Raw genomic sequence first — 24,847 nt, forward strand, 5'->3', positions numbered from 1 at the left:
GACGTCGGGCTCCTCCGGACGTCGCCCTTGCGCGGCTCAGTCCTCGAGCACCTCGTCACGCCGGGCGGACCAGGCCAGCGAGTGGCCGATACCGTCGGCGATGGATAGCTCCGGCTTCCAGTCCAGCAGTTGGCGGGCCCGGACGCTGCGGGTGTAGGAGCCGGCCGCGTCGCCGGGGCGGGGCCCGGTTTCGCGTACCAGCAGCGGCTGGTCCGAAACGGACCGGAACGCCTCGACGAACTCGCGCACCGTTGTTCCGTCGCCGGTGCCGAGGTTGAGCACCTCGTAGCGCCGGTCGGTGTCCTGCGGCAGGATCTGGTCGAATCGGCGCAGCGCCTGGACGTGGGCCCGGGCCAGATCCCAGACGTGGATGTAGTCGCGGATCCCTGAGCCGTCGCGGGTCGGCCAGTCGACGCCGGTGATGGCGAACTCGGCACCGGTCTCGGCGGCGGTGATCAGCCTGCCGAGCACGTGGGTCGGCTGGCGGATCTGCAGTCCGGTACGCAGTCGCGGGTCGGCGCCGATCGGGTTGAAGTAGCGCAGCGACAGGGCGCGCAGCGGCGTCGCGACGGCGCAGTCGGCGAGCATCTGCTCCATCATCGCCTTGGTCCACGCGTACGGGCTGGTCGGCTCGAGTGGTGACGACTCGTCGACGGAGAAGTCCTCGCCCGGGCGGTAGATGGCCGCCGACGAGCTGAACAGGTACCGTCGGGCTCCGTTGCGGAGCACGTGCTCGATGAAGTCGATCGACTTGGCGACGTTCTCGCGGTAGTAGCGCAGCGGCTCGGCGACCGACTCGGGCACCACGATGAGGGCGGCGGCGTGTACGACGGCGTCGATGTCCGGGTGGTCGGCGAAGATCCGGTCGATCAGGGCGCCGTCGGCGATGTCGCCGTGGTAGAACAGGCGGTCGCGGGTGAACTCGATCCGCCCGGTACTGAGGTTGTCCAGCAGCACCGGCGTCACGCCGTCGTCGAGGCAGGCGGAAGCGATCGTGCTACCGATGAAACCCGCGCCCCCCGCGATCAGAACCTTCACCGCGTCTCCTTCGTGTCGGATTGCCACAAGGTACCCGACCCGGTTCGGCCCATCCTCGGCACCGGCATGGACTCGGTGTGGCCCGGGCCACACCGAGTCCGGCCGTCGACGCTAGTTACCGACAAGTAGCATAGGGTCTGCCCCGCGTTTCCCAGGCCGGCTAGGAGGCCCATCGTGCCGCGTGAAGTCCGGGATGTCGTCTTCGTCGACGGCGTCCGCACCCCGTTCGGCAAAGCCGGCGGGATGTACGCCCACACCCGCGCCGACGACCTCGTCATCCGCTGCATCCGGGAGCTGTTGCGGCGCAACCCGCAGCTACCCGCCGACCGGGTCGAAGAGGTCGCCATCGCGGCCACCACCCAGACCGGTGACCAGGGCCTCACCATCGGGCGCACCGCCGCCCTGCTGGCCGGCCTGCCCAGGACGGTGCCCGGCTTCGCCATCGACCGGATGTGCGCCGGCGCGATGACCGCGGTCACCTCGGTGGCCGGTGGCATCGCGATGGGTGCCTACGACATCGCCGTCGCCGGCGGCGTCGAGCACATGGGCCGCCACCCGATGGGCGAGGGCGTCGACCCCAACCCCCGCATCCTCGCCGAGAAGCTGGTCGACCCGTCCGCCCTGATCATGGGAGCGACAGCAGAGAACCTGCACGACCGGCTGCCCGGCGTCACCCGGGCGCGCACCGACGCCTTCGCGCTCGCCTCCCAGGTCAAGACCGCCAAGGCGTACGCCAACGGCAAGCTGCAGCCCGACCTGGTGTCGGTGGCGGTCCGCGACCCGGAGACCGGCTGGGGGTTGGCCACCGTCGACGAGGCTCCCCGGGAGACCTCGCTGGAGAAGCTGGCCACCCTCAAGACGCCGTTCCGACCACACGGTCGGGTCACCGCCGGAAACGCCGCCGGGCTCAACGACGGCGCCACCGCCAGCCTGCTCGCCGCCGAGGACGTCGCCCGCGAGCTGGGCCTTCCGGTGGCGATGCGGATGGTCTCGTACGGCTTCGTCGGCGTCGAGCCGGAGGTGATGGGCGTCGGCCCGATCCCGTCCACCGAAAAGGCGCTACGGCTGGCCGGCCTCGGCATCGACGACATCGGCCTGTTCGAGCTCAACGAGGCCTTCGCCGTCCAGGTGCTGGCCTTCCTCGACCACTTCGGCATCGCCGACGACGACCCCCGGGTCAACCAGTGGGGCGGTGCCATCGCCATCGGACACCCGCTGGCCTCCTCCGGCGTACGGCTGATGACCCAACTGGCCCGGCAGTTCGCCGAGAACCCGCAGGTGCGCTACGGGCTCACCGCGATGTGCATCGGCATCGGCATGGGCGGCTCGGTGATCTGGGAAAACCCGGCCTGGACCGGCGCGGGCACCACGGCGCAGCAGGGAGAAGAGGGCTGATGACGGCGCTGGACAACCCCAACGAGGTGGTCACCAAGGCCCTGGTCCGACAGGTGAACGTACCCGGCCTTGACCGGCCGGCCGCGCTGATCACCCTGGACAACGGCCTGGACCACCGCAAACCGAACACCCTCGGCCCGGCCGGACTCGCCAGCCTGAACGCGGCGATCACCGAGGCGCTGGCCGGCGAGCCGGCGTTCGTCGCGGTGACCGGCAAACCGTACGTCTTCTGCGTCGGTGCCGACCTGACCGCGATGCCGCTGGTCACCAACCGGGAGCAGGGCCTGGAGATCGGCCGGATGGGGCACCGGGTCTTCGCCCGGTTGCGCGACGCCGCCGTGCCGACGTTCGCCTTCGTCAACGGTGCCGCGATGGGCGGCGGCCTCGAACTGGCCCTGCACTGCCACTACCGGACGCTGTCCGGCGGCGCCGCCGCGCTCGCCCTGCCCGAGGTGTCACTGGGCCTGGTGCCCGGCTGGGGCGGCACCCAGCTACTGCCGAACCTGATCGGCATCCCCGCCGCCGCCCAGGTGATCATCCAGAACCCGCTGACGCAGAACAAGATGCTCAAGCCGAAGCAGGCCGCTGAGCTGGGCATCGCGGACATCCTGCTGGAACCGGCGGACTTCCTGGAACTCTCCCTGGAGTGGGCCGCCGGGGTGGTCCGCGGCGACGTCACCGTCACCCGCCCGGAGATCGACCGGGAGATGTGGGACGGCGTGCTCTACTTCGCCCGCCACCAGCTCGACCAACGGCTGCACGGTGCCGTGCCGTCCGCGTACCGGGCGCTGGACCTGCTCGCGCTGGCCAAGGAGACCCCGTTCGCCGACGGGGCCGCCGCCGAGGTCGAGGCCCTGGCCGACCTGATCGTCTCGCCGGAGCTGCGCAGCGGGCTGTACGCGTTCGACCTGGTGCAGCGGCGCGCCAAGCGGCCGGCCGGCGCCCCGTCGGCGGACCTGGCCCGACCGGTGACCAAGGTCGGCATCGTCGGTGCCGGCCTGATGGCCTCCCAACTGGCGCTGCTGTTCGCCCGGCGACTGCAGGTGCCGGTGGTCCTCACCGACCTCGACCAGTCCCGGGTCGACGCCGGCCTGGGCTACGTGCACGCCGAGATCGAGAAGCAGGTCGGCAAGGGCCGGATGGACACCGGCACCGCCGCGAAGCTGCTCGCCCTGGTCAGCGGATCGGTCGACAAGAGCGTCTTCGCCGACGCCGACTTCGTCATCGAAGCCGTCTTCGAGGACCTCAAGGTCAAGAAGCACGTCTGGGCCGAGGTCGAGGCGATCGTCAGCCCGGAGGCGATCCTGGCCACCAACACGTCGTCGCTGTCGGTCACCGAGATGGCCGCCGAACTGACCCACCCGCAACGGGTCGTCGGCTTCCACTTCTTCAACCCGGTCGCGGTGCTGCCGCTGCTGGAGATCGTCCGGGGCGAACAGACCGACGACGCCACCCTCGCCACCGCGTTCGCCGTCGGCAAGCAGCTGCGCAAGTCCTGCGTACTGGTGTCGGACGCCCCGGCGTTCGTGGTCAACCGACTGCTGACCCGCTTCCTCGGCGAGGTCTTCGCCGCGGTGGACGCCGGCACCCCGGTGGAGACCGCCGACGCCGCGATGGATCCGCTCGGTCTGCCGATGCGGCCGCTGGCCCTGTTGCAGCTGGTCGGCCCGCCGGTCGCCCACCACGTCGCCGGTACGCTGCACGCCGCCTTCCCGGACCGGTTCACGGTCAGCGACAACCTGCGCCGGATCGCCGAATCCGGCCAGCCGCTGATCGTCGACGACGACGTCAACCCGGAGATCGGCAAGCTGCTCGAGGTCGGAGCCGCGCCGCTGACCGCCGAGCAGGTCCGCCAGCGGGCCCTCGACGCGTTGGCCCAGGAGATCCGGCTGATGCTCGACGAGGGCGTCGTCGCCGAGCCGCAGGACATCGACCTGTGCCTGATTCTCGGCGCCGGCTGGCCGTTCCACCTGGGCGGCATCACGCCGTACCTGGACCGCACCGGCACCGCCGAACGGGTGACCGGCCGCCGCTTCCTGCCGCCCGGCGTGGCCAGCCCGCCGGCCTGAGCACCCCCGCTGTCCGGCACGGCCCACACCCCGGTCCGCCGCCGCACTGCCCGCTGCCCCACGACCACCCGTCGTGGGGCAGCGGTCGCTGAGGAGTCGCTCAGCGGTCGACTCAGCCGGCGCGGACCGCCCGTGGACCGGCCTGCTCACCGGGTGGTCCCGGCACGTCGTCCGCCGCCGGGAGAGTCACCGTCACCTCCAGGCCGCCGCCCGGTTGGGCGACCGCCGACACCGTCCCGCCATGCGCGTCGGCCACCGCCCGCACGATCGACAACCCGAGCCCGGAGCCCTTCGCGCCGGTCCGTTCCCGACCGCCCCGGCGGAACGGCTCGAACAACCCGGGCACGTCGGCCTGTTCCACCTCGAACCCGCTGTTGCCGACCAGCAGGTACACATGGGATCCGTGGCTGCCGGTCCGCGCCCACAGCCGACCGTGCAGATGGTTGTAGCGCACCGCGTTCTCAATCAGATTGCCGGCCAACCGGTCGAGCAGGCTCGGGTCGCCGGTCACCATCGCCGAATCCAGAGCGGTACGCACGTCCAGCTTGAGCCGGCGCGTCTCCCCCTGCATCGCCGACAACGCCGCACACACCCCGTCACTCAGGTCACTGGGCACCTTGCGGACCAGCCGCCGGCCGGACTGCGCCTCACTGCTGGCCAGCACCAGCAGCGCGTCGACCAGCCCGTTGGCCCGCTGCGAGGCGTCGCGCACCACAGTGGCCATCCGCCGGTACTCGGCCAGGTCGGCGGTGTCGTCACCCATCGTCACGTCGATCTCGGTCCGCATCACCGCGAGCGGGGTCCGCAGCTCGTGCGACGCGTTCGCGACGAACCGCTTCTGTGCCTCGAACGCCGTGCTGAGCCGATCCAGCATGCCGTCGAAGGTCGCCGCCAGCTCCGCCACCTCGTCGCCGGCACCGGCATAGCGGATCCGCTGGTCCAGCGTCTGCTCGCCCAGCCGGCGGGCGATCGACGTCACCTGCTGCAGCGGACGCAGCGCCCGGCCGACCACCGCGTACGCGCCGAGTACCCCGACCGCGCTGATCGCGATCAGGGCGACCAGCGACTTCGCCAACAACTCGCCGGACGCCTGGTCGGCGATCTGGTCCTGCCAGACCGCGGCGTCGAGCTGACGCCCGTCGGTGAGCACCACGACCGTGCCCGGCGCGAGCTGCTCGGCCGGGCGCAACGCATCGGTCACCAGCAGCCAGGCCAACAACACGAACGCCGACAACGCACCGACCAGCAGTACCCCGTTGAACAGGGTGAGTCGCAGCCGCAGCGTCGGCCGTGGCGAGCGCAACCCGAGCCGGAGTTGCCGCCAGCCGGCCCGCTCGTCGCCCGGCTCCACCACCGGGCCCTTCCCCGCGGCCGGGCCGCCGCCCGCCGGGCCGGGAGCAGCCGCCCGGGTCACCGGTGCGCCTCGGCCCCGGCAGGCAGCTCCGGGCCGGTCACCCGGTAGCCCGCCCCGACCACCGTCTCGATCAGCGGCGGATCGCCGAGCTTGCGGCGCAGCGTCATGACCGTCACCCGTACGGTCGTGGTGAACGGATCCGTGTTGGCGTCCCAGACCCGCTCCAGCAGCTCCTCGCTGGACACCACCGCGCCACGGGCCTTGACCAGCTCCTCCAGCACACCGAACTCCTTACGGGTCAGATCGACCGGCACACCGGCCCGGGCGGCGACCCGCCGGGCCGGATCCACGGTCAGGTTGCCGACGGCCAACACCGGTGGTGCCGGTGGGGTGGCCCGCCGGCCCAACGCCTGCACCCGGGCGACCAGCTCGGTGAACGCGAACGGCTTCGGCAGATAGTCGTCGGCGCCGAGCTGCAGCCCTTCGACCCGGTCGGCGACGGTGCCGCTGGCGGTGAGCATCAGCACCCGGGTCAGTGCTCCGGAGCTGACCAGGTCGGCGCAGATCTGATCGCCGTGCACGCCGGGCAGGTCCCGGTCGAGCACCACCACGTCGTAGCGGGTCACGAACGCCATCTCGTGCCCGGCGGAGCCGTCGTAGGCGACGTCCACCGCCATCCCCTGTCGACGCAATCCACGGACGATCGCGTCGGCGAGGTTGCGTTCGTCCTCGACCACCAGCACCCGCACGGCGCCCTCCTGTCATCGCCCGCTCACACCCTGCGCAGCGCGGCGTTAAACCTGCGTGAAGCAGCAGGGCCGATGCCAAAACTAGTCGGGCAGCGCCCAGATGCCGAGACTGCCGTCGGCGCGCCGGCAGACCACCGCCGCCGGGCCCGCCTGGCACGCTGCTACGCCCTCGCGTAGGTGCAGCAGCACCCTCGGAGTCGACCCGTCGGCGGTGATCCTGGCCACCCATGCCTCGGCCGCACCGGGGTCGGACCACTGAGCCAGCCAGCCGTCAGCATCGACGGCGAGCACCGACCATCGACCGCTGCCGGGGGCTACCTGTTCGCCGGTCGCCGGGTCCACGACGATGCGATGACTGGACGGCTCGTCCCGACCGGGTGCGGTCAGCAGGTAGGGCCCCGAGCTTTCGACCGCGTACCTGTCCCCGTGGGCCCACCGGGTGGCGCCGTCGGCGGGGTCCAGCGCCCACATCCCTTGCTCGGCATCGTTGAGGCAGATCAGCGCACCACACGCGATCACGTAGCTGACCCGGGGTGCCAGTACCGACCACCGCGCCGCCAGCCCGTCGAGTTCGACGGCGGTCACCGACCCCCCGGCCGTCAGCACCAGCAGATCGTGCGCCGCCCAGCCGTACTCGGGCGCGAGCCTGGCCGGTAGGGCGCCGGCCGCCACCGCCCGGCCGGTCGCCGCGTCGAGGACCCGCACCTGTCGCTGCGGGTCCACCTGGATCACCTGCGCCAGCCGCCCGTCGACCCACCGAACGACGTCGAATCCACCCGCTGCGGGCGCGTACCAGCGCGGCTGTCCGGAATCGGCCTCGACCGCTCGCAGCCAGAGCCCGTCGCCCGCTTCCGGAGACTGCCCGGTGCCGACGACGGCATCCATCCCCCGCAGGACCACCGCACCGTCGGTGCTGACTCCGATCACCTGACCGTCGGCCCGCCAGCGCAGCCTCCCGTCGCCGGTGCCGACCGCGACGGTACGCACCACCCCTGTCGAGTCCAAGGAGCTGATCAACAAGCTGTCCCCGGCGAACCGATGGCCGAACTGGCCACGGCGTAGCCCGAGCGGGTCGACCGGAACCGGTATCCGCCACTGTCGTTCTCCGGACGGCAGCCGGTAGGCGGCGAGGGTGTCCCCGGCTACGGCCCCGCCCGCCCGGTCGACCACGAACAACTGGTCACCGTCGACGAACGACCGTACGAAGCGGGTGGCGTCGAGCCGGACCGGCTCCGGGTGCGCGGGCGGCGGCGCGGCGGCGGTCGGTGCCGGCCGCACCGCCCGGAACGCCGTCAGTTGCGGCCGGTGCCGGCCCGGCGGCCGTTACGGCCGTCACCGGTGACACTGTCACCGCCTAGGCCGGCGTCGGCCGTCGGGGCGTCAGCCGGATCGTCCAGGCCGGAGATCCAGCCGGTGATGTCGCGCGCCACGTCCTGCGCGGTCAGCCGCAGGTCGGCGAGGATCTGCGCCCGGCTGCCGTGCGGATGCCAGTCGGCCGGTACGCCGAGATCCCGCAGCGGCACCGGCACATCGGCGTCGCGCAGCGCCTTGGCGATGGCATCACCGACGCCGCCGGTGCGTACCCCGTCCTCGACGGTGACCACCAGTCGGTGCCCGGCGGCGAGGTCGACCAGCTCGGCGGCGACCGGTCGGACCCAGCGCGGGTCCACCACGGTCACCCCGTAGCCCTGCTCGGCGACCCGGGCGGCCACGTCGACGCCCAACTTGCCGAACGCGCCGACGGCGACCAGCAGCACGTCGGCGCGGTCGGACTCGGTCAGCACGTCCACCGCGCCGACCCGGCGTACCGCCGGCAGGTCGGCCGCGACCGACCCGGTCGGGAACCGCACCACGGTCGGGCCGTCGTCGACGGCGACCGCCTCGCGCAGCTCCTCGCGCAGGGTGGCGGCGTCACGGGGGGCGGCGATCCGCAGCCCCGGTACCACCCCGAAGACCGACATGTCCCAGATGCCGTAGTGACTGGGCCCGTCCGGCCCGGTCACCCCGGCCCGGTCCAGCACGAAGGTCACCGGCAGCTTGTGCATCGCCACGTCCAGCAGCACCTGATCGAACGCCCGGTTCAGGAAGGTCGCGTAGACCGCCACCACCGGATGCAGCCCGCCCATCGCCAGCCCGGCGGCCGACGTGGTGGCATGCTGCTCGGCGATGCCGACGTCGTAGACCCGCTGCGGGTACTTGCGGGCCAGCGAGGCGATCCCGGTCGGCTCGGCCATCGCCGCGGTGATCCCGACGACGTCGGGGCGCTCGTCGGCGATCGCCACCAGCTCGTCGGCGAAGACGTGGGTCCACTTCACCGCCGGCGCGGCCAGCAGCTTGCCGGTCGCCACGTCGAACGCGCTGCTCGGACCGTGCAGGCAGTCGGCCTCGTCGTCCTCGGCCGGCCGGTAGCCGTACCCCTTGCGGGTGACGACGTGCACGATCACCGGGGCGCCGAAGGTCTTGGCCCGGTGCAGCGCCGACTCGACCGCGGCGAGGTCGTGCCCATCGATCGGGCCGACGTACTTGATCCCGAGATCCTCGAACATGGTCTGCGGGGCGACCGCGTCCTTGATGCCGCGCTTGACCGCGTGCAGCACCTCGTACATCGGCCGGCCCACCAGCGGCGTCGCCCCGAGCGACTCCTTGACCAGGTCGAGGACCTTCTCGTAGCCCGGGTTGAGGCGCAACGCGGCCAGGTGGTCGGCCAGTCCGCCGATGGTCGGCGCGTACGACCGGCCGTTGTCGTTGACCACCACGACCAGCGGGTTACGGGCCCCGGCGATGTTGTTCAGTGCCTCCCAGCACATGCCGCCGGTCAACGCACCGTCGCCGACCACCGCGACCACGCTGCGCGCCTCACCCCGCAACGCGTACGCCTTGGCCAGACCGTCGGCGTAGGACAGAGCGGTGGACGCGTGCGAGTTCTCGATCAGGTCGTGTTCGCTCTCGGCCTGACTCGGGTAACCGGAAAGTCCACCGCGCTGGCGGAGCTGGTCGAACGCCGCCTGCCGGCCGGTGAGGATCTTGTGCACGTACGCCTGATGACCGGTGTCGAACAGGAATCGGTCCCGGGGCGAGTCGAAGACCCGGTGCATGGCGATGGTCAACTCCACCACCCCGAGGTTGGGCCCCAGGTGCCCGCCGGTACGGGAGACCTTGGCCACCAGAAAGTCACGGATCTCCGCGGCCAGTAGCGTCAGCTCCTCGGCGGAGAGCCGCTTGACGTCCTGCGGAGTGCGTACGGTGGCCAGCAAACGGCCGTCGGCTCCTGCCTCTGCCTGGCTCAACTTTCGCTCCCAACTGCCCCGCGCGCCCTCATCCGGCGCGGAGCGTCCGTCCCGGCGGCGGTGCGCGCTCCGGCCTGCGCGCGACATCCGCCCATGACCGGTGAGTCTATCGGGAACGCGCCGTCGCGCAGCCCGGCCGAACCCAGGGCGGTCACTGCTCAGCCGGTGGGTCAGGTGGGGTGAACAGGGCCACACATTCGACATGCTGGGTCATCGGAAAGCAGTCGTAGCCGCGCAGCTGTGCCAACGTCCAGCCGAGTTCCCGGAAGGTACGCACGTCACGGGCGAGCGCGGCCGGATCGCAGGCGACGTAGGCGACAGCCCGGCGGGCCGCGGCGGCGATCGCGGTGACCACCCGGGCGCCCGCGCCGGCCCGTGGCGGATCGAGCACCACCAGGTCGACCGGACCGGTGATCCGCCGCCGGGCGAGCGCCTGCTCCACCCGGGCCGCGACCACCTCGACCTGCGCCAGGTCGGCCAGGTTACGTCGGGCGGCGGCCACCCCTGGTCCGGCCGACTCGACCGAGGTGATCCGGCCGGTGGGACCGGTCCGGCCGGCGATCGCCGCGGCGAACAGGCCGGCGCCGCTGTAGAGGTCCCACGCCGACTCCCCCGGTGCCGGATCCAGCAACTCCAGTACGGCGTCGACGAGGGTGTCCGCCGCCGCCGGATGCACCTGCCAGAACGCCGTGGTCGGCAACTCGAAACGCCGACCGGCCGCGACCTGGGTCAGCTGGGCGTCGGCGGCGGCGGTCACCCGGGTATCGGCCGTCGGGCCGGGCAGCGCGGTGACGACGACGTCACCGGTGCCGGAGGCGACCACTTCCACCGCGTCGACGCCGGGCCAGCGCCCGCCGGCCGGCGGCAGCACCGGCAGTTGCTGGATGGCCGGGTGGGCGATCAGGCAGCGGTCCACCGGGACGACCTCGTGGGAGCGGTGCTTGAGCAGCCCCGCCCGGTCGGCGGCGTCCACCGCGTACCGCACCCGGGTCCGCCAGCCGAGCGGCCCACCGGGCAGCGCCCGGACCTGTACGCCGAGCGCGTCGACCTGCGCCGCGCTCAGTCCGCCGAGCCGCAGCAGCTGCTCGCGGACCACCGACTCCTTCCAGGCCAGCTGACCGGCGACGCCGACGTGTTGCAGGTCGCAGCCGCCGCAGCGGTCCGGGCCGGCGTACCGGCAGGGTGGGGTGACCCGCTCGGGCGCGGGCTCCAGCACCGCCACCGCGTCGCCGCGCAGGAAGCCCCGGTGGACCTCGGTGATCTCGACGGTGACTACCTCGTCCGGCAGCGCGTGCCGGACGAAGACCACCTGCCCGTCCACTCTGGCCACGCAGTGCCCGCCGTGTGCCACCGCGCCGACCCGCACCGTCGTGCGGTCGCCTTCGGCCAGCGGCCCCGCCGCGGCCGTCACGGCTCACCCCGCTCGGTCCCGACGGCGTCGGCGGGGTCCCGGGTGTCGTCGGGCACCGGCCGGGGGCCACGGGCCGGGCCCCGGCTGAGTGACTCGTCGTAGCGGGCCAGGTTCCGGTTGGCGCTCGACGCCAACTGCCACGGCACACTGGTCACCATCACCCCGGGCTCGAACAGCAGACGGCCCTTGAGCCGCAACGCGCTCTGATTGTGCAACAGGTTCTCCCACCAGTGGCCGACGACGTACTCGGGAATGAAGACGGTGACCACGTCGCGTGGCGCGTCGCGGCGCACCGACTTGACGTAGTCGATGATCGGCCGGGTGATCTCGCGGTACGGCGAGTCGACCACGGTCAACGGCACCGGCAGGCCACGGCGGTCCCACTCGGCCTGCACGGCGCGGGTGTCCGCGTCGTCCACCCGTACCGTTAGCGCGGCCAGCGTGTCGGGCCGGGTGGCCTGCGCGTACGCCACCGCCCGCAGCGTCGGCAGGTGCACCTTGCTGACCAGCACGATCGCGTGGTTACGGGCCGGCAGCACCGGTCGGCCCTCGGCCGGCGTCAGCTCCCGGGCGATCGTGTCGTAGTGCCGCCGGATCGCCTGCATCAGGGCGTAGACGACCGACATCGCGGCGATGGCGATCCAGGCACCGAGGGCGAACTTGGTGACCAGCACCACGACCAGTACCGCGCCGGTCAGCGTCATGCCGAAGCCGTTGATCGCCCGGGAACGGTGCATCCGGCGGCGTACGGCCGGATCACGTTCGGTGCTCAACCGCCGGTTCCAGTGCCGCAGCATGCCCGCCTGCGACAGCGTGAACGACACGAACACCCCGACGATGTAGAGCTGGATCAGCCGGGTCAGTTCGGCCTGCAGCACGACCATCAGCACGATCGCGAAGGCGGCCAGGAACAGAATGCCGTTGCTGAACGCCAGCCGGTCACCCCGGGTGTGCAACTGGCGCGGCAGGTAGCGGTCCTGGGCGAGGATCGACCCGAGCACCGGGAAGCCGCTGAACGCGGTGTTCGCGGCGAGGAACAGGATCAACGCGGTCACCCCGGCGACCAGGAACAGCAGCACGCCGGGACCGAAGACCGTCTCACCCAGCTGGGCCACCACGGTCTTCTGTACGTACCCGGCCGGCCCGGATTCGATCTGCACGGCCGGGTCCTCCACGAACTGCAGCCCGGTGGCCTGGGCCAACCAGATGATCCCGGCGATCATGGTCACCGACAGGGAGCCGAGCAGCAGCAGCGTGGTGGCGGCGTTGCGACTCTTCGGCGGTTTGAACGCCGGTACGCCGTTGGAGATCGCCTCCACCCCGGTCAGCGCGGCGCAGCCCGACGAGAAGGCGCGCAGCAGCAGGAACGCCATCGCGAAGCCGGTCATGTCGACCCACTCGGCGCTGACCACCAGGTCCGCGCTGGGGGCCCGCAGATCGTGGCCGAGGACGAAGATCCGGATCAGGCCGGTGGCGATCACCGCGCTGATCACGATGATGAACCCGTACGTGGGGACGGCGAACATCCGCCCCGACTCGCGTACGCCGCGCAGATTGAGCGCGGTGAGTGCGACGATCGCGGCGACCGCCACCACGACCTTGTGGTCGGCGACGAACGGCACCACCGAGCCGAGGTTCGCCACCCCGGCGGCGACCGAGACGGCGACGGTCAGCACATAGTCGATCAGCAGCGCGCTGGCCACGCCGACGCCGAACCGTGGACCGAGGTTGACGCTGGCCACCTCGTAGTCCCCGCCGCCGGACGGGTAGGCGTGCACGGTCTGCCGGTAACTGGCCACCACGGTGACCATGACCACGGCGACCGCGAGGGTCACCCACGGCGAGTAGGCGAACGAGGCGGCGCCAGCGATGGAGAGCGTCAGCAGGATCTCGTCCGGCGCGTACGCGACCGACGACAGCGCGTCGGAGGAGAACACCGGCAGCGCCACCCGCTTGGGCAGCAGGGTGTTCTGCAACCGGTCGGACCGAAAGGGCCGGCCCAGCAGCAGGCGTTTGATCAGGGAGGTGGGACTGGCCACAACCGCTAAGGGTACGGCGGCCCGCCGGCCGGTGAATCCGGGTGGCTGATCACGCGCCCCGGGCACCCGCGCGGTACGGTCGGCGGCGGCAACCAGCCGCGACGTGGCAGGCTGGCAGGCCAGCGCGTGTCCAGCTTGGCACGTACCCGACGCATCGCCCTGCGGGAGGCTTCAGGTGCACGTCGTGATCATGGGTTGTGGCCGAGTCGGGTCCACCCTGGCACACAACCTGCAGGACCGTGGCCACTCGGTGGCGGTGATCGACCAGGACCCCAACTCGTTCCGCCGGCTACCGGCCGACTTCGCCGGCGTGACGGTCACCGGCACCGGTTTCGACCGGGAGGTGCTGCAGTCAGCCGGGATCGAGCGGGCGGACGCGTTCGCGGCGGTCTCCAGCGGCGACAACTCGAACATCATCTCGGCCCGGCTGGCCCGCGAGACGTACGGCGTCTCCCGGGTCGCCGCCCGCATCTACGACCAGCGCCGGGCCGAGGTCTACGAACGTCTGGGCATTCCGACGGTGGCGACGGTGCGCTGGGCGGCCGACCGGATGCTGCGGCATCTGATCCCCGAGGGCAACGTGGAGATCTTCCGCGATCCGACCAGCACGGTGTCGATCATCGAGGTGCCGTTGCACCGCGAGTGGGTCGGCCGCCCGCTCAAGGCGTTGGAGAGCGTCGTCGGCACCCGGGCCGCGTACCTGATGCGGTTCGGGATCGGCACGCTGCCGAGCGCGACGACGGTGCTACAGGAGGGCGATCAGGTGTTCATGCTGGTCACCGACGACATCGCGGACGCGGTGACGCTGCGGGCCAGCAGCCTGCCGGAAGGAGCACGCTGACATGCGGGTCGCCATCGCGGGTGCCGGCAACGTCGGCCGGTCCATCGCACAGGAGCTGATCGGCAACGGTCATCAGGTGACGCTCTTCGAACGAAATCCGGCGATGGTCCTGGCCGAGCGGGTGCCGGAGGCCACCTGGATCCTGGCCGACGCCTGCGAGGTCGCCAGCCTGGAAGACGCCGAGCTGGCCACTTTCGACGTGGTGGTGGCCGCCACCGGCGACGACAAGGTCAACCTGGTGGTGTCGCTGCTGGCCAAGACGGAGTTCAGCGTCCCCCGGGTGGTGGCCCGGGTGAACCGGGCCGAGAACGAGTGGTTGTTCACCGAACAGTGGGGCGTCGACGTCGCGGTCAGCAAGCCGCGGGTGATGGCGGCGCTGGTCGAGGAGGCCGTCACCGTCGGGGACCTGGTCAGGTTGATGACCTTCCGTCAGGGCGAGGCGAACCTCGTGGAGATCACCTTGCCGGCCGACGCCCCACACGTGGGGCACGCCGTGCACACGGTGCCGTTGCCGCGCGACTCCGCCCTGGTGGCGATCGTACGGGGCAAACGGGTGCTGGTCCCTGGCCCGGACGATCCGCTCGAGCCGGGCGACGAACTCGTCTTCGTCTGCACGGCGGAGGTCGAGGACGACGTACGAACGGTGGTCCTGGGTGCCGACAGCGTGGAGCGCACCCGGCGGGCCGGTCAGCCGCAGGAGTGAGCGCCGCCGGCCTCGGGCCCCGTCAGGCCGAGGTGGCCAGCAGCGGAGGGGCGTCGTCGCGCTGCCGGTTGACCCGACGCACCACCCAGATGGTGATCGCCAGCAGCAGCGCGTACGGCGGGTAGCCCAGCAGCAACCGCGACACACCGAGCGCGGTCCCCATCGACGCCACGTAGAAACCGGCCTGCACGCCGACCTTGAGCAACCACACCACGCCCCACAGCACGGTGAGCCGGTTGAAGGTACGGATCAGTACCGGGTCGGTGCGCCACTCGGACCGCCCGCCGGCGGCGAGCACCGACCAGATCCAGCCGACCAGCGGCTGGCGGATCACCACCGAACCGAGCAACGCCAGCCCGTAGCCGATGCCGTAGAGGATGCCGGGCAGGTAGAAGTCGCGCTCATCGCCGGTGCGCCAGGCGAGCAGCGCGCCGATGCCGATGCCGAACAGTCCGTTTACCGCGTGCCGGATCGGACGCCGTTGCAGCAGGCGGACCACGGCGATACCGACGGCCACCCCGACGGCGGCCCAGAGGGCGACCGTCAGGGCCCAGATGACGTTGCAGACGACGAAGACCGCGATCGGCACACTGGACTCGACGAGTCCGCGCCAACCGCCGAGCTGCTCGGCCATCTGCTCGGTGATGCTCGGCAGACGTTCCTCGTCGTCGTCGGGTGCCCCGGGGGTGGCGCTGGTCGCCCCGGACTGGTCGGTCCATCGCGGGTCACCGGCGCGCTGCGGCGCGCCGGTGGTGGTTTCTGGCTGGCCAGGGGTCATCGGCACCGTCTTTCGTCTTCGGCGGCACCGGCCGTCGCCGACCAGCTCACCGGTGAGTTTCCAACTCGTAGTGCGGGTTGTAGATCACCTTACGGTCGTCGCGGACCGCGACCCGGCCACGAGCGGTCAGCTGGCGGCCGGGCTCGATGCCGGCGATCCGCCGGCGACCCAGCCAGACCAGGGTGACGACGTCGCTGCCGTCGTACAGGTCGGCTTCGAGGGTCGGCAGGTTGGTGCGCGGGCAGTAGACGACGGTACGCAGCCGGCCGGACACCGACACCACCTCGCCGCGGTGACACTGCCCGGCGGGGACGGAGCCGCACTCGGCGCTCTCCCGCTGAAGTTGCTCGGCGTCGAGCTCGTCCTCGGTCGCCGCCAGCCGGCGTAGGAACCGGCGCAGCGACGGACGGTGCTCATCGATCGCCATGACCGGCTGTCCCTCCCCCGGTGCCGCTGGTGCCACCCGGACCCACCGTCTTCGAGCAGGTCCCGTCCAAGGGTACGCCGTGCCGGAGCCCGGCTGAACAGCAGAGCGCGTCGCGCGGGCAGGTGTTACCGAGTCCCGGCCTCGGGTGGGCGACCGGCCTGTTCGGCGACCTCCCGGGGCAGGCGCAGTGGCAGCGGCTCGCGTACCGGCTTGGCGTCCTGGCCGCGATCGACCACGAGTCCGTGCAGCACGTCCGCGAGCGGTCCGGCCGCCTCCGGCTGGGTGGCGGCCAGCCCCTGGTAGAGGCCGCGGACCATCCAGCGGGGGCCGTCCACCCCGACGAACCTGAGGTCGGTGTGGCCGTCCGGGGTCCGCACCTGGGCGATCAGTTCCGGCCCGTACTCACCGGCGACCTCCTGCACGGTGGCGCCGTCGCGGCGCAGCGACTCGGCGATCTCGGCGCGTACCTCGTCCCAGATGTCCGCGCTGCGGGGTGCCGCGAAGACACCGAGCTGCAGCGCGCTGCCCCGGTTGGCGAGGACGACCTGTTGGATCACCCCTTCGGGGTTGGCCTGCACCCGGACCTCGACCCCCTCGATCGCGGGAATCTGCAGGCTGCCCAGATCGAGCCGGCGGACGCCGGGCGGGGCCACGGTCACGTCGTACGGGCCGACCGACGGTTCCAAGGCAGCCGCCGCCTCGTTCGTGTCGAGTTCGGCCTGCTCGTTCCTGGAGTGCCGGCCGCGCCCGCGGCCGCGGGAGAAGACCACGTTGCCAACCTTCCGTGTGCGCTGTCGCTGGTACGGCCAGTCTGGCCGGGTACCAGCGGAGTATGGGCTGTCAGCGGGCTGCCGGCCCGCCCGGGGCCGGGTCGGGCTGGCCGGGCACGGCGACCGCGCCGTCCGGCGGCGGGACCAGCTCCGCCGCGACCAGACCGGTGTGACCGCCGGTCGAACCGTGACCGGCTGAACCCCGTACCGAGTCAGGCAACTCGTCGACAGCGCAAAACTCTGCTTCTTCGACGCGTTGTATCACAAGTTGGGCGATCCGGTCACCTCGGGAGATCTTCGCCGACCGCGCCCCGTCGTGGTTGATCAGGTTCACCAGGATCTCGCCCCGGTAGCCGGCGTCGACCGTACCGGGCGCGTTCAACACCGTCACACCCAACCTGGTCGCCAGGCCGGACCGCGGATGCACCAGCCCGACGTGACCGGCCGGCAGCGCGATCGCCACCCCGGTCCGCAGCAGCGCCCGCGCGCCCGGCGCCAACTCGGCGTCCTCGGCGGCGAACAGGTCGGCCCCGGCGTCGCCCGGGTGGGCGTAGGCGGGCAACGGCAATCCCGGATCGAGCTGGCGCACCAGCACCCGTACCGTGTCGGCCACGACTCCCCCTCTTCGTTCGGGCAGCCTGCCGGACACCCGCCGCGACGCTGACCGTACCCTCGGACAGCGTGGCTTCCGCTTCCACTGAACGCGACACACCGTACCGGCCCGCCCCGCTGTACCGGGAGCGGCTCCGGCTGCCGTGGTGGTTGTGGGCGGCCACGCTGGGGCTCGCGGCGTTCCTGGCCGCCGAGGTCTGGATGGGCACGGCAGGCGTACGCGCCTGGCTGCCGTTCACCGTGCTGCCGCCGGTGACCGCGGTGGGCCTGTGGTGGCTGGGCCGGATTCCCGTCCGGGTGACCCTCGACGAGCTGCAGGTCGACGACGCCCGGTTGCCGCTGCGCTTCGTCGCCGAGGTCGTCGCCCTGGACGCGCAGGGGCGCCGGGAGCTGCTCGGGGTGGCAGCCGACCCGCTGGCGTTCGTTATCCAGCGCCCGTGGATTCCCGGTGCCGTCCAGATCGTCCTCGACGACCCGGCCGACCCCACGCCGTACTGGGTGGTCAGCACCCGCGATCCGCAGCGACTCGCCGCCGAGATCCTCCGGGCCCGCGACCAGGCGTCCGTCGGCCCCACCGCGCCGGCCGGCTGATCAGGGACCGATCGCCGGCGGCTGCGGCGGATGCATCAGGCCCAGGGCCCGACGTTGGGTACGCAGGTCGGCCCGCACCCGGTCGGCGAGTGCCCTGGTCGCCCGCCGGTTGAGGTAGCTGGCCACCGCGGCACCGGTCAGGAACGGCCCGAGAGTGGTCAGGTTTCGCCCGAACCGGCGCAGTAGCAGCTCGCCGAGCTCGCGGCGGGCGGCGGTGCCGAGCACCGCGCCCACGCCGACTCCGGGCACCACCGGGTTCACCCCCCGCTGACTCGCCCAGGAATGGATCATGTTCATGGCACGTTCGGCGCCGGTGCCCGGCACCGGCACGCCGTACAGCTGATGCAGTTCGCCGACCAGCTTGAGCTCGACGGCGACCACGGCCACGGTCTCGGCCGCGAGTAGGACCGGTGCGGTCAGCAGGGTCGGAGTGGCCGCCCACTGCACGGCGGAGACGCCGCCGCCGGCGGCGCCGACGCCGGCGCTCACCCGGGCCGCGTTGCGGATCAGCCGCTCGGCCAGCGCCTCGTCGTCGAGGCCGCGATGGTGGCGGCGTAAGGTGTCCAGGTCGCGGATCGGGACGTACGGGGCGACGTCGGTGACCGCCTGCACCAGCCAGCGCATCGCCCCCGCCGGTTTGAACAACTCGCCCACCCCGCGCCCCCGCAGTTGCGCGACGAGTCTGGCCAGCAGGTGCCGCCGCCGTCCAGGATCGACCCCGTCCCCGGTGAGCTCGGCCACCGTGACCTCGAACCGGTCCGCAGCCAGTTCAGCGGGCCCGTCGGGACATGGCGCTGCCGCTCGCTCGCCGGTGCCGGCGCGGTCGGGATCCGGGTGGGTCAAGGGGTGCCTCCCGTCGGAGGTGATGAGCATGCCCGTTCGAGTCAACCAGGTCTCGGTGTGCCGCGCAGTCGGGTCACGCACGGCGACTGCGGCGACCTCGTTGCCGAGGTCGCCGCCTCCCCCCCTCGTTCCCCCTGTTGATCGTCAGGTGCACTCGCGACAGATCAGCTCGTTGTTGCGCTCGACGGCGAGCTGACTGCGGTGATGGACCAGGAAGCAGCGCGCGCAGCGGAACTCGTCCGACTGCATCGGCAGCACCTTGACCGTCAGTTCCTCGTCCGCCAGGTCGGCACCGGGCAGCTCGAAGCTCTCAGCCACCTCGGCTTCGTCCACGTCCACGGCGCCCGACTGTGAGTCGACGCGCCGTGCCTTGAGCTCCTCCAGGCTGTCCTCGCCGAGGTCGACCTCGTCGCGACGCGGTGCGTCGTAGTCGGTGGCCATCGGTTCACTCTCCCGTATCGGTTCAGTCGCTTCCGGTGATAACGCCGGACGACGGTGATTCGGTTCCCATGCGGGCCCTTGTGGGACCACAACCCCGGCAATCGTGCCGTTTTGTGCCGGTTCGTGGCTGCCGCAGGAAACTCCCCCCGCGAGCGCGGTACCTTACCCTTCCTTGGCCGACGCATGTATACCGCCCTTGTGGGTTTGATGTACGCCCAGACGCCGGAACTTGTTCCCAATGTGACTCAGGCGACACGAAGATAGGGGTAGGCACCGGCCGATCATCGTCGGCGCGCCGGCACGAGGAGCTGTTTCCCGCGCCGAACGGACAACCGCTAACCTCGGCGGCATACTCGGTAGTCACCGGTGAGGCGTGCCGACGCCCGGCACCGCCACACCTTCGCAGGGGGCCATCTCATGAGCTTTGCGCGCGTACGAGCGCTCGTCGTGGTCGGCGTTCTGGTCGTCTTCGCCCTGGTCTTCGTCGTCGTCGCGATGGTCCGGGACAGTCAGGGCGGCACCGACACGGTCGTGTCCTGCCCGGACGGATGGGCGCTGGCCGACGTCCGGCTCCGCGAGGCGAAGGACGTCCGACTCAACGTCTACAACGCCACCGACACCAGCGGACTCGCCGGGAACGTCGGCGGCGACCTGGGCAACCGCAACTTCCAGATCGAGGAAGCCGCGAACGACCCGGAGGGCCGCCGGATCGACGACGTGGCCGTGCTGCGGTACGGGCCGAAGGGAGTCGGCTCGGCCCACCTGATGCGGGCCTACTTCCTCGACCAGGCCGCGACGGAGTACGACCCGGCCCGGGAGGACGACATCATCGATGTGGTGATCGGCAACGGGTTCCGTCAGTTGGCCACCACGACCGAGGTCAACCAGTCGCTGGCCGCCCTCGGCAAGCCGGTGCTTCCGCCACAGACCTGCGCCGCCCCACAGTAGCCGCCCGGCCCACAGTAGCCGCCCGGCCCGGTGATCCCGGGCCGGGCGGGTGATCCCGGGTCGCGGTCACGGCCCACCGGCCGCGGTCACGGCCGCCCGACTGTGGTCACGGCCCACCGGCGGCGTCCAGCCTGATCAGCTGCTCCTGCAGGGCCGGGAACAGCGCCGGGGGTGCGGCCACCACCATGTCCGACCCGACCGGCGCGGCGCCCAACCCGGTGACCAGCAGGCCGGCCTCTGCGGCCACCAGGCCACCGGCCGCGTGGTCCCACAGGTTCAGGCCTTTCTCGTAGTAGACGTCGACCTGCCCTTCGGCAGCCAGACAGAGATCCAGCGCCGCTGCTCCGAATCGGCGGATGTCCCGTACCTTCGACATCAGGCCCACGAGCACCCGCGCCTGGTGCACCCGCCGGGCCGCGTCGTAGCCGAACCCCGTGGCGACCAGGGCCTGCGCCAGGTCGGTCTGGGCCGACCCGTGCAGTCGCTCGCCGTCGCGAAACGCGCCGCCGCCGACGGTGGCGGTCCATTCCGCCCCGGTGGCGGCGTTTCGCACCACCCCGGCGACCACCCGGCCGTTCACCTCCGCCGCCAGCGACACGGCGTAGTTCGGCAGCCCGTACAGGTAGTTCACCGTGCCGTCGATCGGGTCGAGGATCCAGCGCACCCGGGCCGGTGCCGCCGGCACCGCGTCGCCGTACTCCTCTCCCAGCACGGCGTCGTCCGGACGCAGTTCACGCAGCGCCGCGACGACCTGACGCTCGACGGCGCGGTCGGCGGCGGTCACCACGTCGGTGGCGGTGCTCTTGGTCGCCAGCCCGGAGACCCCGGCCAGTCGCATCTCGCCCGCGGTGCGTGCCGCCTCTCGCGCCACCTCGACCGCGATCTTCATCAGCTCGGCCGGATCCGGTTCCTGCTCAGTCATGCCCCCCCCTGTCGCCCATCAGCCGGGTGGTCAGGGACAATCACCCGTACGGCAGGGGTAACATCCTGTCAAAGTCTACGTTCGGCCCATGTCGGTGGCCCCGACCGGCGGCGGCGCGCACGTGGCGGGATGATCCCCGCAAACGGCGTTACAATTCACGCCTGCCCTCGTGTCACGGTTCACCGGCCCGGCCGATGTAGCGTCACGGGGGTCACACAATCACAACCGGCACGTCGCTCCGCGCTGCGGTGGCCGGTCCGGCCGTGCTCGATCATCGCCTCCGGAAGGTCATTCGTGACAGAACTCCGCCACACCGGCGCCGACGTACGCTCGCTAACCGACACCCTGATCGCACATGCCGAACGGGCGGGTGGTCAGCTCACGTCGGCCGAGGTCGCACGGACGGTCGAGTCCGCCGAGGTGACCCCGGCCCAGGCAAAGAAGATCCTGCGGGCGCTCGCCGACGCCGGCATCACCGTGGTGGTGGACGGCTCGGCCAGCACCCGACGACGGGTCACGGCGGCGCGGGCCGCCACCCCGGCGTCCAAGGCCACGACCGCCAAGACCGCCCGTCGCACGCCCGCCACGCCGAAGCAGGCGCCGGCCCCGGACGAGGCGGCGGCCCCGGCCGCCGCGACGGTGGCCGTGCCGGCGAAGAAGGCGACCACCCGCAAGGCCACCACCGCGGCGGTGCCGACCGCGCCGCAGAACGGCGCGGCACCGGAGACTCCGGCGGCCAAGGCCACCAGGGCACGTCCGGCGGGGGCCGGCACGCCGGGCAAGGCCGCCGGCCCAGCGACCAAGGCGGCGGCCGGCAAGGCACCGGCCAAGGCGACCAAGGCCACCGGCAAGGACGGCGAGGCACCCGCGACCGGGGACGAGGAGATCGATCCCGAGACGCTGGCCGCCGAGATCGAGGACGTCGTGGTCGAGGAGCCGGTCGAGCTCGCTCGGGCCGCCGAGGTTGATGCCACCCGGGACAACGACTTCGAGTGGGACGACGAGGAGTCCGAGGCGCTCAAGCAGGCCCGCCGCGACGCCGAACTGACCGCGTCGGCGGACTCGGTCCGGGCGTACCTCAAGCAGATCGGCAAGGTCCCGCTGCTCAACGCCGAGCAGGAGGTCGAGCTCGCCAAGCGGATCGAAGCCGGGCTGTACGCCGCCGAGCGACTTCGGGCCGCCGACGAGAGCGACCAGAAGATGGCCATCCAGCTGACCCGGGATCTGGGGTGGATCTCCCGGGACGGGGAACGCGCCAAGAACCACCTGCTGGAGGCGAACCTGCGGCTGGTGGTGTCGTTGGCCAAGCGTTACACCGGGCGGGGGATGGCCTTCCTCGACCTCATCCAGGAAGGCAACCTCGGCCTGATCCGCGCGGTCGAGAAGTTCGACTACACCAAGGGCTACAAGTTCTCCACCTACGCCACCTGGTGGATCCGCCAGGCCATCACCCGCGCCATGGCCGACCAGGCCCGCACCATCCGCATCCCGGTGCACATGGTCGAAGTGATCAACAAGCTGGGGCGCATCCAACGCGAGCTGCTACAGGACCTGGGCCGGGAGCCCACGCCCGAGGAGCTGGCCAAGGAGATGGACATCACACCGGAGAAGGTGCTGGAGATCCAGCAGTACGCCCGGGAGCCCATCTCGCTGGATCAGACCATCGGCGACGAGGGCGACAGCCAGCTCGGTGACTTCATCGAGGACTCCGAGGCCGTGGTGGCGGTGGACGCGGTCTCCTTCTCGCTGCTGCAGGACCAGTTGCAGCAGGTGCTGCAGACGCTGTCGGAGCGCGAGGCCGGCGTCGTGAGGTTGCGATTCGGTCTCACCGACGGACAGCCGCGCACGCTCGACGAAATCGGACAGGTCTACGGCGTCACCCGGGAGCGGATCCGGCAGATCGAGTCCAAGACCATGTCCAAGTTGCGACACCCGTCACGGTCGCAGGTCCTCCGGGACTACCTGGATTGACCGGATTGTTCAACCCAATGTGTAACTTTGATCACTTGGCGTCCATCAAACCCAGGTCATCGCGGCTTTACTCGGCGGTGATCGTTGACGTGGCACCCTTGGTGCACGGCACACTGTTGCTAACAGGTGTGAGCCCGGTCCCCCGGGGGCACATCGGGAAGGCGGGAACCCCCGCTGGTGTTGGACCATGGGTGACAGACCGAAGAGTGTGTTCATCGGTGACGACCAGAGGAGGAAGGCGATGACCCCGACTCTCACGCCTCCGGAGACGGTGGATGTCCTAAGCGCCGATGAACGGTGCGACCGGTGCAACGCGGCCGGCAAACTACGGGTGACCCTGGCGGGCGGCAGTGAACTGGTGTTCTGCGGACACCACGCGAACAAGTACGCCGACGATCTGGTGAAGATCGCGGTCCAGTTCAAGGCCGACCCTGAGTTCACCTGGCGTGGCGCCGATCTGATGGCCAACTGACGACACGTACCACCAATAGCGACGGCCGGGAGCCCAGACTGGGCTCCCGGCCGTAACTGTGTCCGCGGCCGTCTGCCGTCGATCTGCCTGCCGGGCGTACGCCTCCGTCGACGGTGATGCCTGGCGTCCCGCCCGCCCAGAAGACCTGCGGCCGGCCGGCGCGAAGCAGGCTGTTCAACAAACTGGTTGTGAACCTTCCCGGTCTCGACTAACCTGGTTTTCAACCAGATTGTTGAATAAGAGGGGTCACCGAGTGAGTGAGGATCAACTGTCCCGGGTCTTCGCGGCGCTGGCCGACCCGACCCGGCGGGGCATCGTCTCCCGGCTGGCCGCCGGGGACGCCACCGTCAGCCAGCTGGCCGCACCGTACGACGTCTCCGTGCAGGCCGTCTCCAAACACATCAAGGTCCTCACCGACGCTGGCCTGGTGACCCAGACCCGGGACGCCCAACGGCGCCCGTGCCACCTCGAAGCCGAGGTCCTGGACCTGATGACGCGATGGATCGAGCGGTACCGCCGGCAGGCCGAGGAGCGGTTCGGCCGGCTCGACGCGGTACTCGCCGCGATGGACGACGACAACCTGGCCTCGACACGGGTACCCGACGCGGGGCCTGCCAACCACGGCCCGGACAACCAGCACCGACAGGGAGCAGCGTGATGAACAGCACCGCTACCAACCAGACTCGGATCGAAGTCGACCCCGACCTGCCGACGATCCGCATCATCCGGGACTTCGCCGCCCCGAGGGACCGGGTGTTCCGCGCCTGGATCGACCCGGAACTGGCTGCCCGATGGCTCGGACCCAGAAACCTGCAGGTGCGGATCGAGCGCTGGGAGGGCCGCACCGGTGGCGGCTACCGCTACACGAACTGGCGCGACGGGCAGCAGATCGCCAGCTTCTACGGATCGTTCCACGAGGTGCGGCCGGCCGAACGGCTCGTGCAGACCTTCACCTACGACGGCTACCCGGACGGGGTCAGCCTGGAGACCGCCGTGTTCGAGGATCTGCCCGACGGCGGGACCCGCGTCACGGTGCTGTCGCTGGTCGAGACCCTGACCGCCCGCGACCAGATGCTGGTTAGCGGGATGGAGCACGGCGTCCGCGAGGGATACGACAAGCTCGACGAGCTACTCGGCACCGAACACGGGAGCCACTAGCCGCCCGGCGGTGGTCGGCGGCGACACA

General features: G+C 71.4%; 24 protein-coding genes. 10 read left to right on the forward strand and 14 right to left on the reverse strand.

Going from position 1 to position 24,847, the window contains the following annotated elements:
- Positions 1 to 36: 36 nt before the first annotated feature.
- Positions 37 to 1,038 (reverse strand): UDP-glucose 4-epimerase GalE, encoded by a 1,002-nt coding sequence (gene galE, locus ACFHVL_RS21790; RefSeq protein WP_416630242.1) that lies wholly within the window; start codon positions 1,036 to 1,038, stop codon positions 37 to 39.
- Between the two features lie 174 nt (positions 1,039 to 1,212).
- On the opposite strand from galE, the gene ACFHVL_RS21795 reads away from it, so the two are divergent.
- Both ACFHVL_RS21795 and ACFHVL_RS21800 read left to right on the forward strand, forming a co-directional pair.
- Positions 1,213 to 2,433 (forward strand): thiolase family protein, encoded by a 1,221-nt coding sequence (locus ACFHVL_RS21795; RefSeq protein ID WP_416630244.1) that lies wholly within the window; start codon positions 1,213 to 1,215, stop codon positions 2,431 to 2,433.
- Positions 2,433 to 4,502, forward strand: a complete 2,070-nt coding sequence (locus ACFHVL_RS21800) for a 3-hydroxyacyl-CoA dehydrogenase NAD-binding domain-containing protein (RefSeq protein WP_416630245.1) — start codon at positions 2,433 to 2,435, stop codon at positions 4,500 to 4,502. The genes ACFHVL_RS21795 and ACFHVL_RS21800 overlap by 1 nt, the downstream gene beginning before the upstream one ends.
- Positions 4,503 to 4,614: 112 nt before the next feature.
- On the opposite strand, the gene ACFHVL_RS21805 is transcribed toward ACFHVL_RS21800, so the two are convergent.
- The 6 genes from ACFHVL_RS21805 to ACFHVL_RS21830 all read right to left on the reverse strand — a co-directional run bounded on the left by ACFHVL_RS21805 (position 4,615) and on the right by ACFHVL_RS21830 (position 13,342).
- Positions 4,615 to 5,805 carry a sensor histidine kinase gene (locus ACFHVL_RS21805; RefSeq protein WP_416630307.1) on the reverse strand — a complete coding sequence of 397 codons (1,191 nt, stop codon included), beginning with the start codon at positions 5,803 to 5,805 and terminating at the stop codon, positions 4,615 to 4,617.
- Positions 5,806 to 5,912: 107 nt separating this feature from the next.
- Complete coding sequence (locus ACFHVL_RS21810; protein ID WP_416630246.1) at positions 5,913 to 6,605, reverse strand: response regulator transcription factor; 693 nt, start codon at positions 6,603 to 6,605, stop codon at positions 5,913 to 5,915.
- An 81-nt stretch (positions 6,606 to 6,686) separates the two neighbouring features.
- The gene (locus tag ACFHVL_RS21815) at positions 6,687 to 7,883 is read right to left on the reverse strand and encodes a hypothetical protein (RefSeq protein WP_416630248.1); all 1,197 of its coding nucleotides are present in this window, start codon (positions 7,881 to 7,883) and stop codon (positions 6,687 to 6,689) included.
- A gap of 14 nt (positions 7,884 to 7,897) precedes the next feature.
- Positions 7,898 to 9,979: a 1-deoxy-D-xylulose-5-phosphate synthase gene (gene dxs, locus ACFHVL_RS21820; RefSeq protein WP_416630250.1), complete on the reverse strand. Its 2,082-nt coding sequence runs from the start codon at positions 9,977 to 9,979 to the stop codon at positions 7,898 to 7,900.
- Between the two features lie 64 nt (positions 9,980 to 10,043).
- Complete coding sequence (locus ACFHVL_RS21825; protein ID WP_416630251.1) at positions 10,044 to 11,303, reverse strand: class I SAM-dependent RNA methyltransferase; 1,260 nt, start codon at positions 11,301 to 11,303, stop codon at positions 10,044 to 10,046.
- On the reverse strand, positions 11,300 to 13,342 hold the full coding sequence (locus ACFHVL_RS21830) for an APC family permease (protein WP_416630253.1): 2,043 nt from the start codon (positions 13,340 to 13,342) through the stop codon (positions 11,300 to 11,302). The genes ACFHVL_RS21825 and ACFHVL_RS21830 overlap by 4 nt, the downstream gene beginning before the upstream one ends.
- Positions 13,343 to 13,517: 175 nt before the next feature.
- On the opposite strand from ACFHVL_RS21830, the gene ACFHVL_RS21835 reads away from it, so the two are divergent.
- Positions 13,518 to 14,183, forward strand: coding sequence for a potassium channel family protein (locus tag ACFHVL_RS21835; RefSeq protein ID WP_416630254.1), 666 nt, complete (start codon positions 13,518 to 13,520; stop codon positions 14,181 to 14,183).
- A gap of 1 nt (position 14,184) precedes the next feature.
- Positions 14,185 to 14,886, forward strand: coding sequence for a potassium channel family protein (locus ACFHVL_RS21840; RefSeq protein ID WP_416630256.1), 702 nt, complete (start codon positions 14,185 to 14,187; stop codon positions 14,884 to 14,886).
- 22 nt (positions 14,887 to 14,908) lie between these two features.
- On the opposite strand, the gene ACFHVL_RS21845 is transcribed toward ACFHVL_RS21840, so the two are convergent.
- The 4 genes from ACFHVL_RS21845 to dut form a co-directional block, all read right to left on the reverse strand.
- The gene (locus ACFHVL_RS21845; RefSeq protein WP_416630258.1) at positions 14,909 to 15,664 is read right to left on the reverse strand and encodes a DUF3159 domain-containing protein; all 756 of its coding nucleotides are present in this window, start codon (positions 15,662 to 15,664) and stop codon (positions 14,909 to 14,911) included.
- 46 nt (positions 15,665 to 15,710) lie between these two features.
- Entirely contained in the window at positions 15,711 to 16,091 is a 381-nt protein-coding gene (locus ACFHVL_RS21850; RefSeq protein WP_416630260.1) for an OB-fold nucleic acid binding domain-containing protein, read from the reverse strand.
- A 125-nt stretch (positions 16,092 to 16,216) separates the two neighbouring features.
- Positions 16,217 to 16,861, reverse strand: a complete 645-nt coding sequence (locus ACFHVL_RS21855; protein ID WP_416630262.1) for a DUF3710 domain-containing protein — start codon at positions 16,859 to 16,861, stop codon at positions 16,217 to 16,219.
- A gap of 70 nt (positions 16,862 to 16,931) precedes the next feature.
- Positions 16,932 to 17,474 (reverse strand): dUTP diphosphatase, encoded by a 543-nt coding sequence (gene dut, locus ACFHVL_RS21860; protein WP_416630264.1) that lies wholly within the window; start codon positions 17,472 to 17,474, stop codon positions 16,932 to 16,934.
- Between the two features lie 68 nt (positions 17,475 to 17,542).
- Here dut and ACFHVL_RS21865 point away from each other — a divergent pair, with 68 nt between their 5' ends.
- On the forward strand, positions 17,543 to 18,064 hold the full coding sequence (locus ACFHVL_RS21865) for a DUF3093 domain-containing protein (protein WP_416630266.1): 522 nt from the start codon (positions 17,543 to 17,545) through the stop codon (positions 18,062 to 18,064).
- On the opposite strand, the gene ACFHVL_RS21870 is transcribed toward ACFHVL_RS21865, so the two are convergent.
- Both ACFHVL_RS21870 and ACFHVL_RS21875 read right to left on the reverse strand, forming a co-directional pair.
- The gene (locus tag ACFHVL_RS21870) at positions 18,065 to 18,937 is read right to left on the reverse strand and encodes a hypothetical protein (protein WP_416630308.1); all 873 of its coding nucleotides are present in this window, start codon (positions 18,935 to 18,937) and stop codon (positions 18,065 to 18,067) included. It lies immediately after the preceding gene.
- Positions 18,938 to 19,051: 114 nt separating this feature from the next.
- Positions 19,052 to 19,348 (reverse strand): DUF4193 domain-containing protein, encoded by a 297-nt coding sequence (locus ACFHVL_RS21875; RefSeq protein ID WP_123600728.1) that lies wholly within the window; start codon positions 19,346 to 19,348, stop codon positions 19,052 to 19,054.
- 417 nt (positions 19,349 to 19,765) lie between these two features.
- Between ACFHVL_RS21875 and ACFHVL_RS21880 the strand changes: the two genes are divergently transcribed.
- The gene (locus ACFHVL_RS21880; protein ID WP_416630267.1) at positions 19,766 to 20,296 is read left to right on the forward strand and encodes a LytR C-terminal domain-containing protein; all 531 of its coding nucleotides are present in this window, start codon (positions 19,766 to 19,768) and stop codon (positions 20,294 to 20,296) included.
- Positions 20,297 to 20,402: 106 nt separating this feature from the next.
- Here the strand turns inward: ACFHVL_RS21880 and ACFHVL_RS21885 are convergent, their stop codons facing one another.
- On the reverse strand, positions 20,403 to 21,218 hold the full coding sequence (locus ACFHVL_RS21885; protein WP_416630269.1) for an inositol monophosphatase family protein: 816 nt from the start codon (positions 21,216 to 21,218) through the stop codon (positions 20,403 to 20,405).
- A 294-nt stretch (positions 21,219 to 21,512) separates the two neighbouring features.
- On the opposite strand from ACFHVL_RS21885, the gene ACFHVL_RS21890 reads away from it, so the two are divergent.
- The 4 genes from ACFHVL_RS21890 to ACFHVL_RS21905 all read left to right on the forward strand — a co-directional run bounded on the left by ACFHVL_RS21890 (position 21,513) and on the right by ACFHVL_RS21905 (position 24,819).
- The gene (locus ACFHVL_RS21890) at positions 21,513 to 23,189 is read left to right on the forward strand and encodes an RNA polymerase sigma factor (protein WP_416630270.1); all 1,677 of its coding nucleotides are present in this window, start codon (positions 21,513 to 21,515) and stop codon (positions 23,187 to 23,189) included.
- 241 nt (positions 23,190 to 23,430) lie between these two features.
- The gene (locus ACFHVL_RS21895; RefSeq protein WP_326554611.1) at positions 23,431 to 23,661 is read left to right on the forward strand and encodes a DUF7455 domain-containing protein; all 231 of its coding nucleotides are present in this window, start codon (positions 23,431 to 23,433) and stop codon (positions 23,659 to 23,661) included.
- 253 nt (positions 23,662 to 23,914) lie between these two features.
- Complete coding sequence (locus ACFHVL_RS21900) at positions 23,915 to 24,319, forward strand: ArsR/SmtB family transcription factor (RefSeq protein WP_416630271.1); 405 nt, start codon at positions 23,915 to 23,917, stop codon at positions 24,317 to 24,319.
- Positions 24,319 to 24,819: an SRPBCC family protein gene (locus tag ACFHVL_RS21905; protein ID WP_416630273.1), complete on the forward strand. Its 501-nt coding sequence runs from the start codon at positions 24,319 to 24,321 to the stop codon at positions 24,817 to 24,819. The genes ACFHVL_RS21900 and ACFHVL_RS21905 overlap by 1 nt, the downstream gene beginning before the upstream one ends.
- The last annotated feature ends 28 nt before the right edge of the window (positions 24,820 to 24,847 follow it).

Origin of the sequence: Micromonospora sp. LOL_023 (assembly GCF_048060115.1) — a bacterium.
GTDB lineage: Bacteria > Actinomycetota > Actinomycetes > Mycobacteriales > Micromonosporaceae > Micromonospora_E.

Bases quoted from the DNA above. Each gene is read 5' to 3' on its own strand.
- ACFHVL_RS21845 (WP_416630258.1), bottom strand. From the start codon at position 15,664: ATGACCCCTGGCCAGCCAGAAACCACCACCGGCGCGCCGCAGCGCGCC.
- dxs (WP_416630250.1), bottom strand. From the start codon at position 9,979: ATGTCGCGCGCAGGCCGGAGCGCGCACCGCCGCCGGGACGGACGCTCC.
- ACFHVL_RS21850 (WP_416630260.1), bottom strand. From the start codon at position 16,091: ATGGCGATCGATGAGCACCGTCCGTCGCTGCGCCGGTTCCTACGCCGG.
- ACFHVL_RS21840 (WP_416630256.1), top strand. From the start codon at position 14,185: ATGCGGGTCGCCATCGCGGGTGCCGGCAACGTCGGCCGGTCCATCGCA.
- ACFHVL_RS21870 (WP_416630308.1), bottom strand. From the start codon at position 18,937: ATGCTCATCACCTCCGACGGGAGGCACCCCTTGACCCACCCGGATCCC.
- ACFHVL_RS21905 (WP_416630273.1), top strand. From the start codon at position 24,319: ATGAACAGCACCGCTACCAACCAGACTCGGATCGAAGTCGACCCCGAC.
- ACFHVL_RS21800 (WP_416630245.1), top strand. From the start codon at position 2,433: ATGACGGCGCTGGACAACCCCAACGAGGTGGTCACCAAGGCCCTGGTC.
- ACFHVL_RS21880 (WP_416630267.1), top strand. From the start codon at position 19,766: ATGAGCTTTGCGCGCGTACGAGCGCTCGTCGTGGTCGGCGTTCTGGTC.
- ACFHVL_RS21895 (WP_326554611.1), top strand. From the start codon at position 23,431: ATGACCCCGACTCTCACGCCTCCGGAGACGGTGGATGTCCTAAGCGCC.
- ACFHVL_RS21885 (WP_416630269.1), bottom strand. From the start codon at position 21,218: ATGACTGAGCAGGAACCGGATCCGGCCGAGCTGATGAAGATCGCGGTC.
- ACFHVL_RS21875 (WP_123600728.1), bottom strand. From the start codon at position 19,348: ATGGCCACCGACTACGACGCACCGCGTCGCGACGAGGTCGACCTCGGC.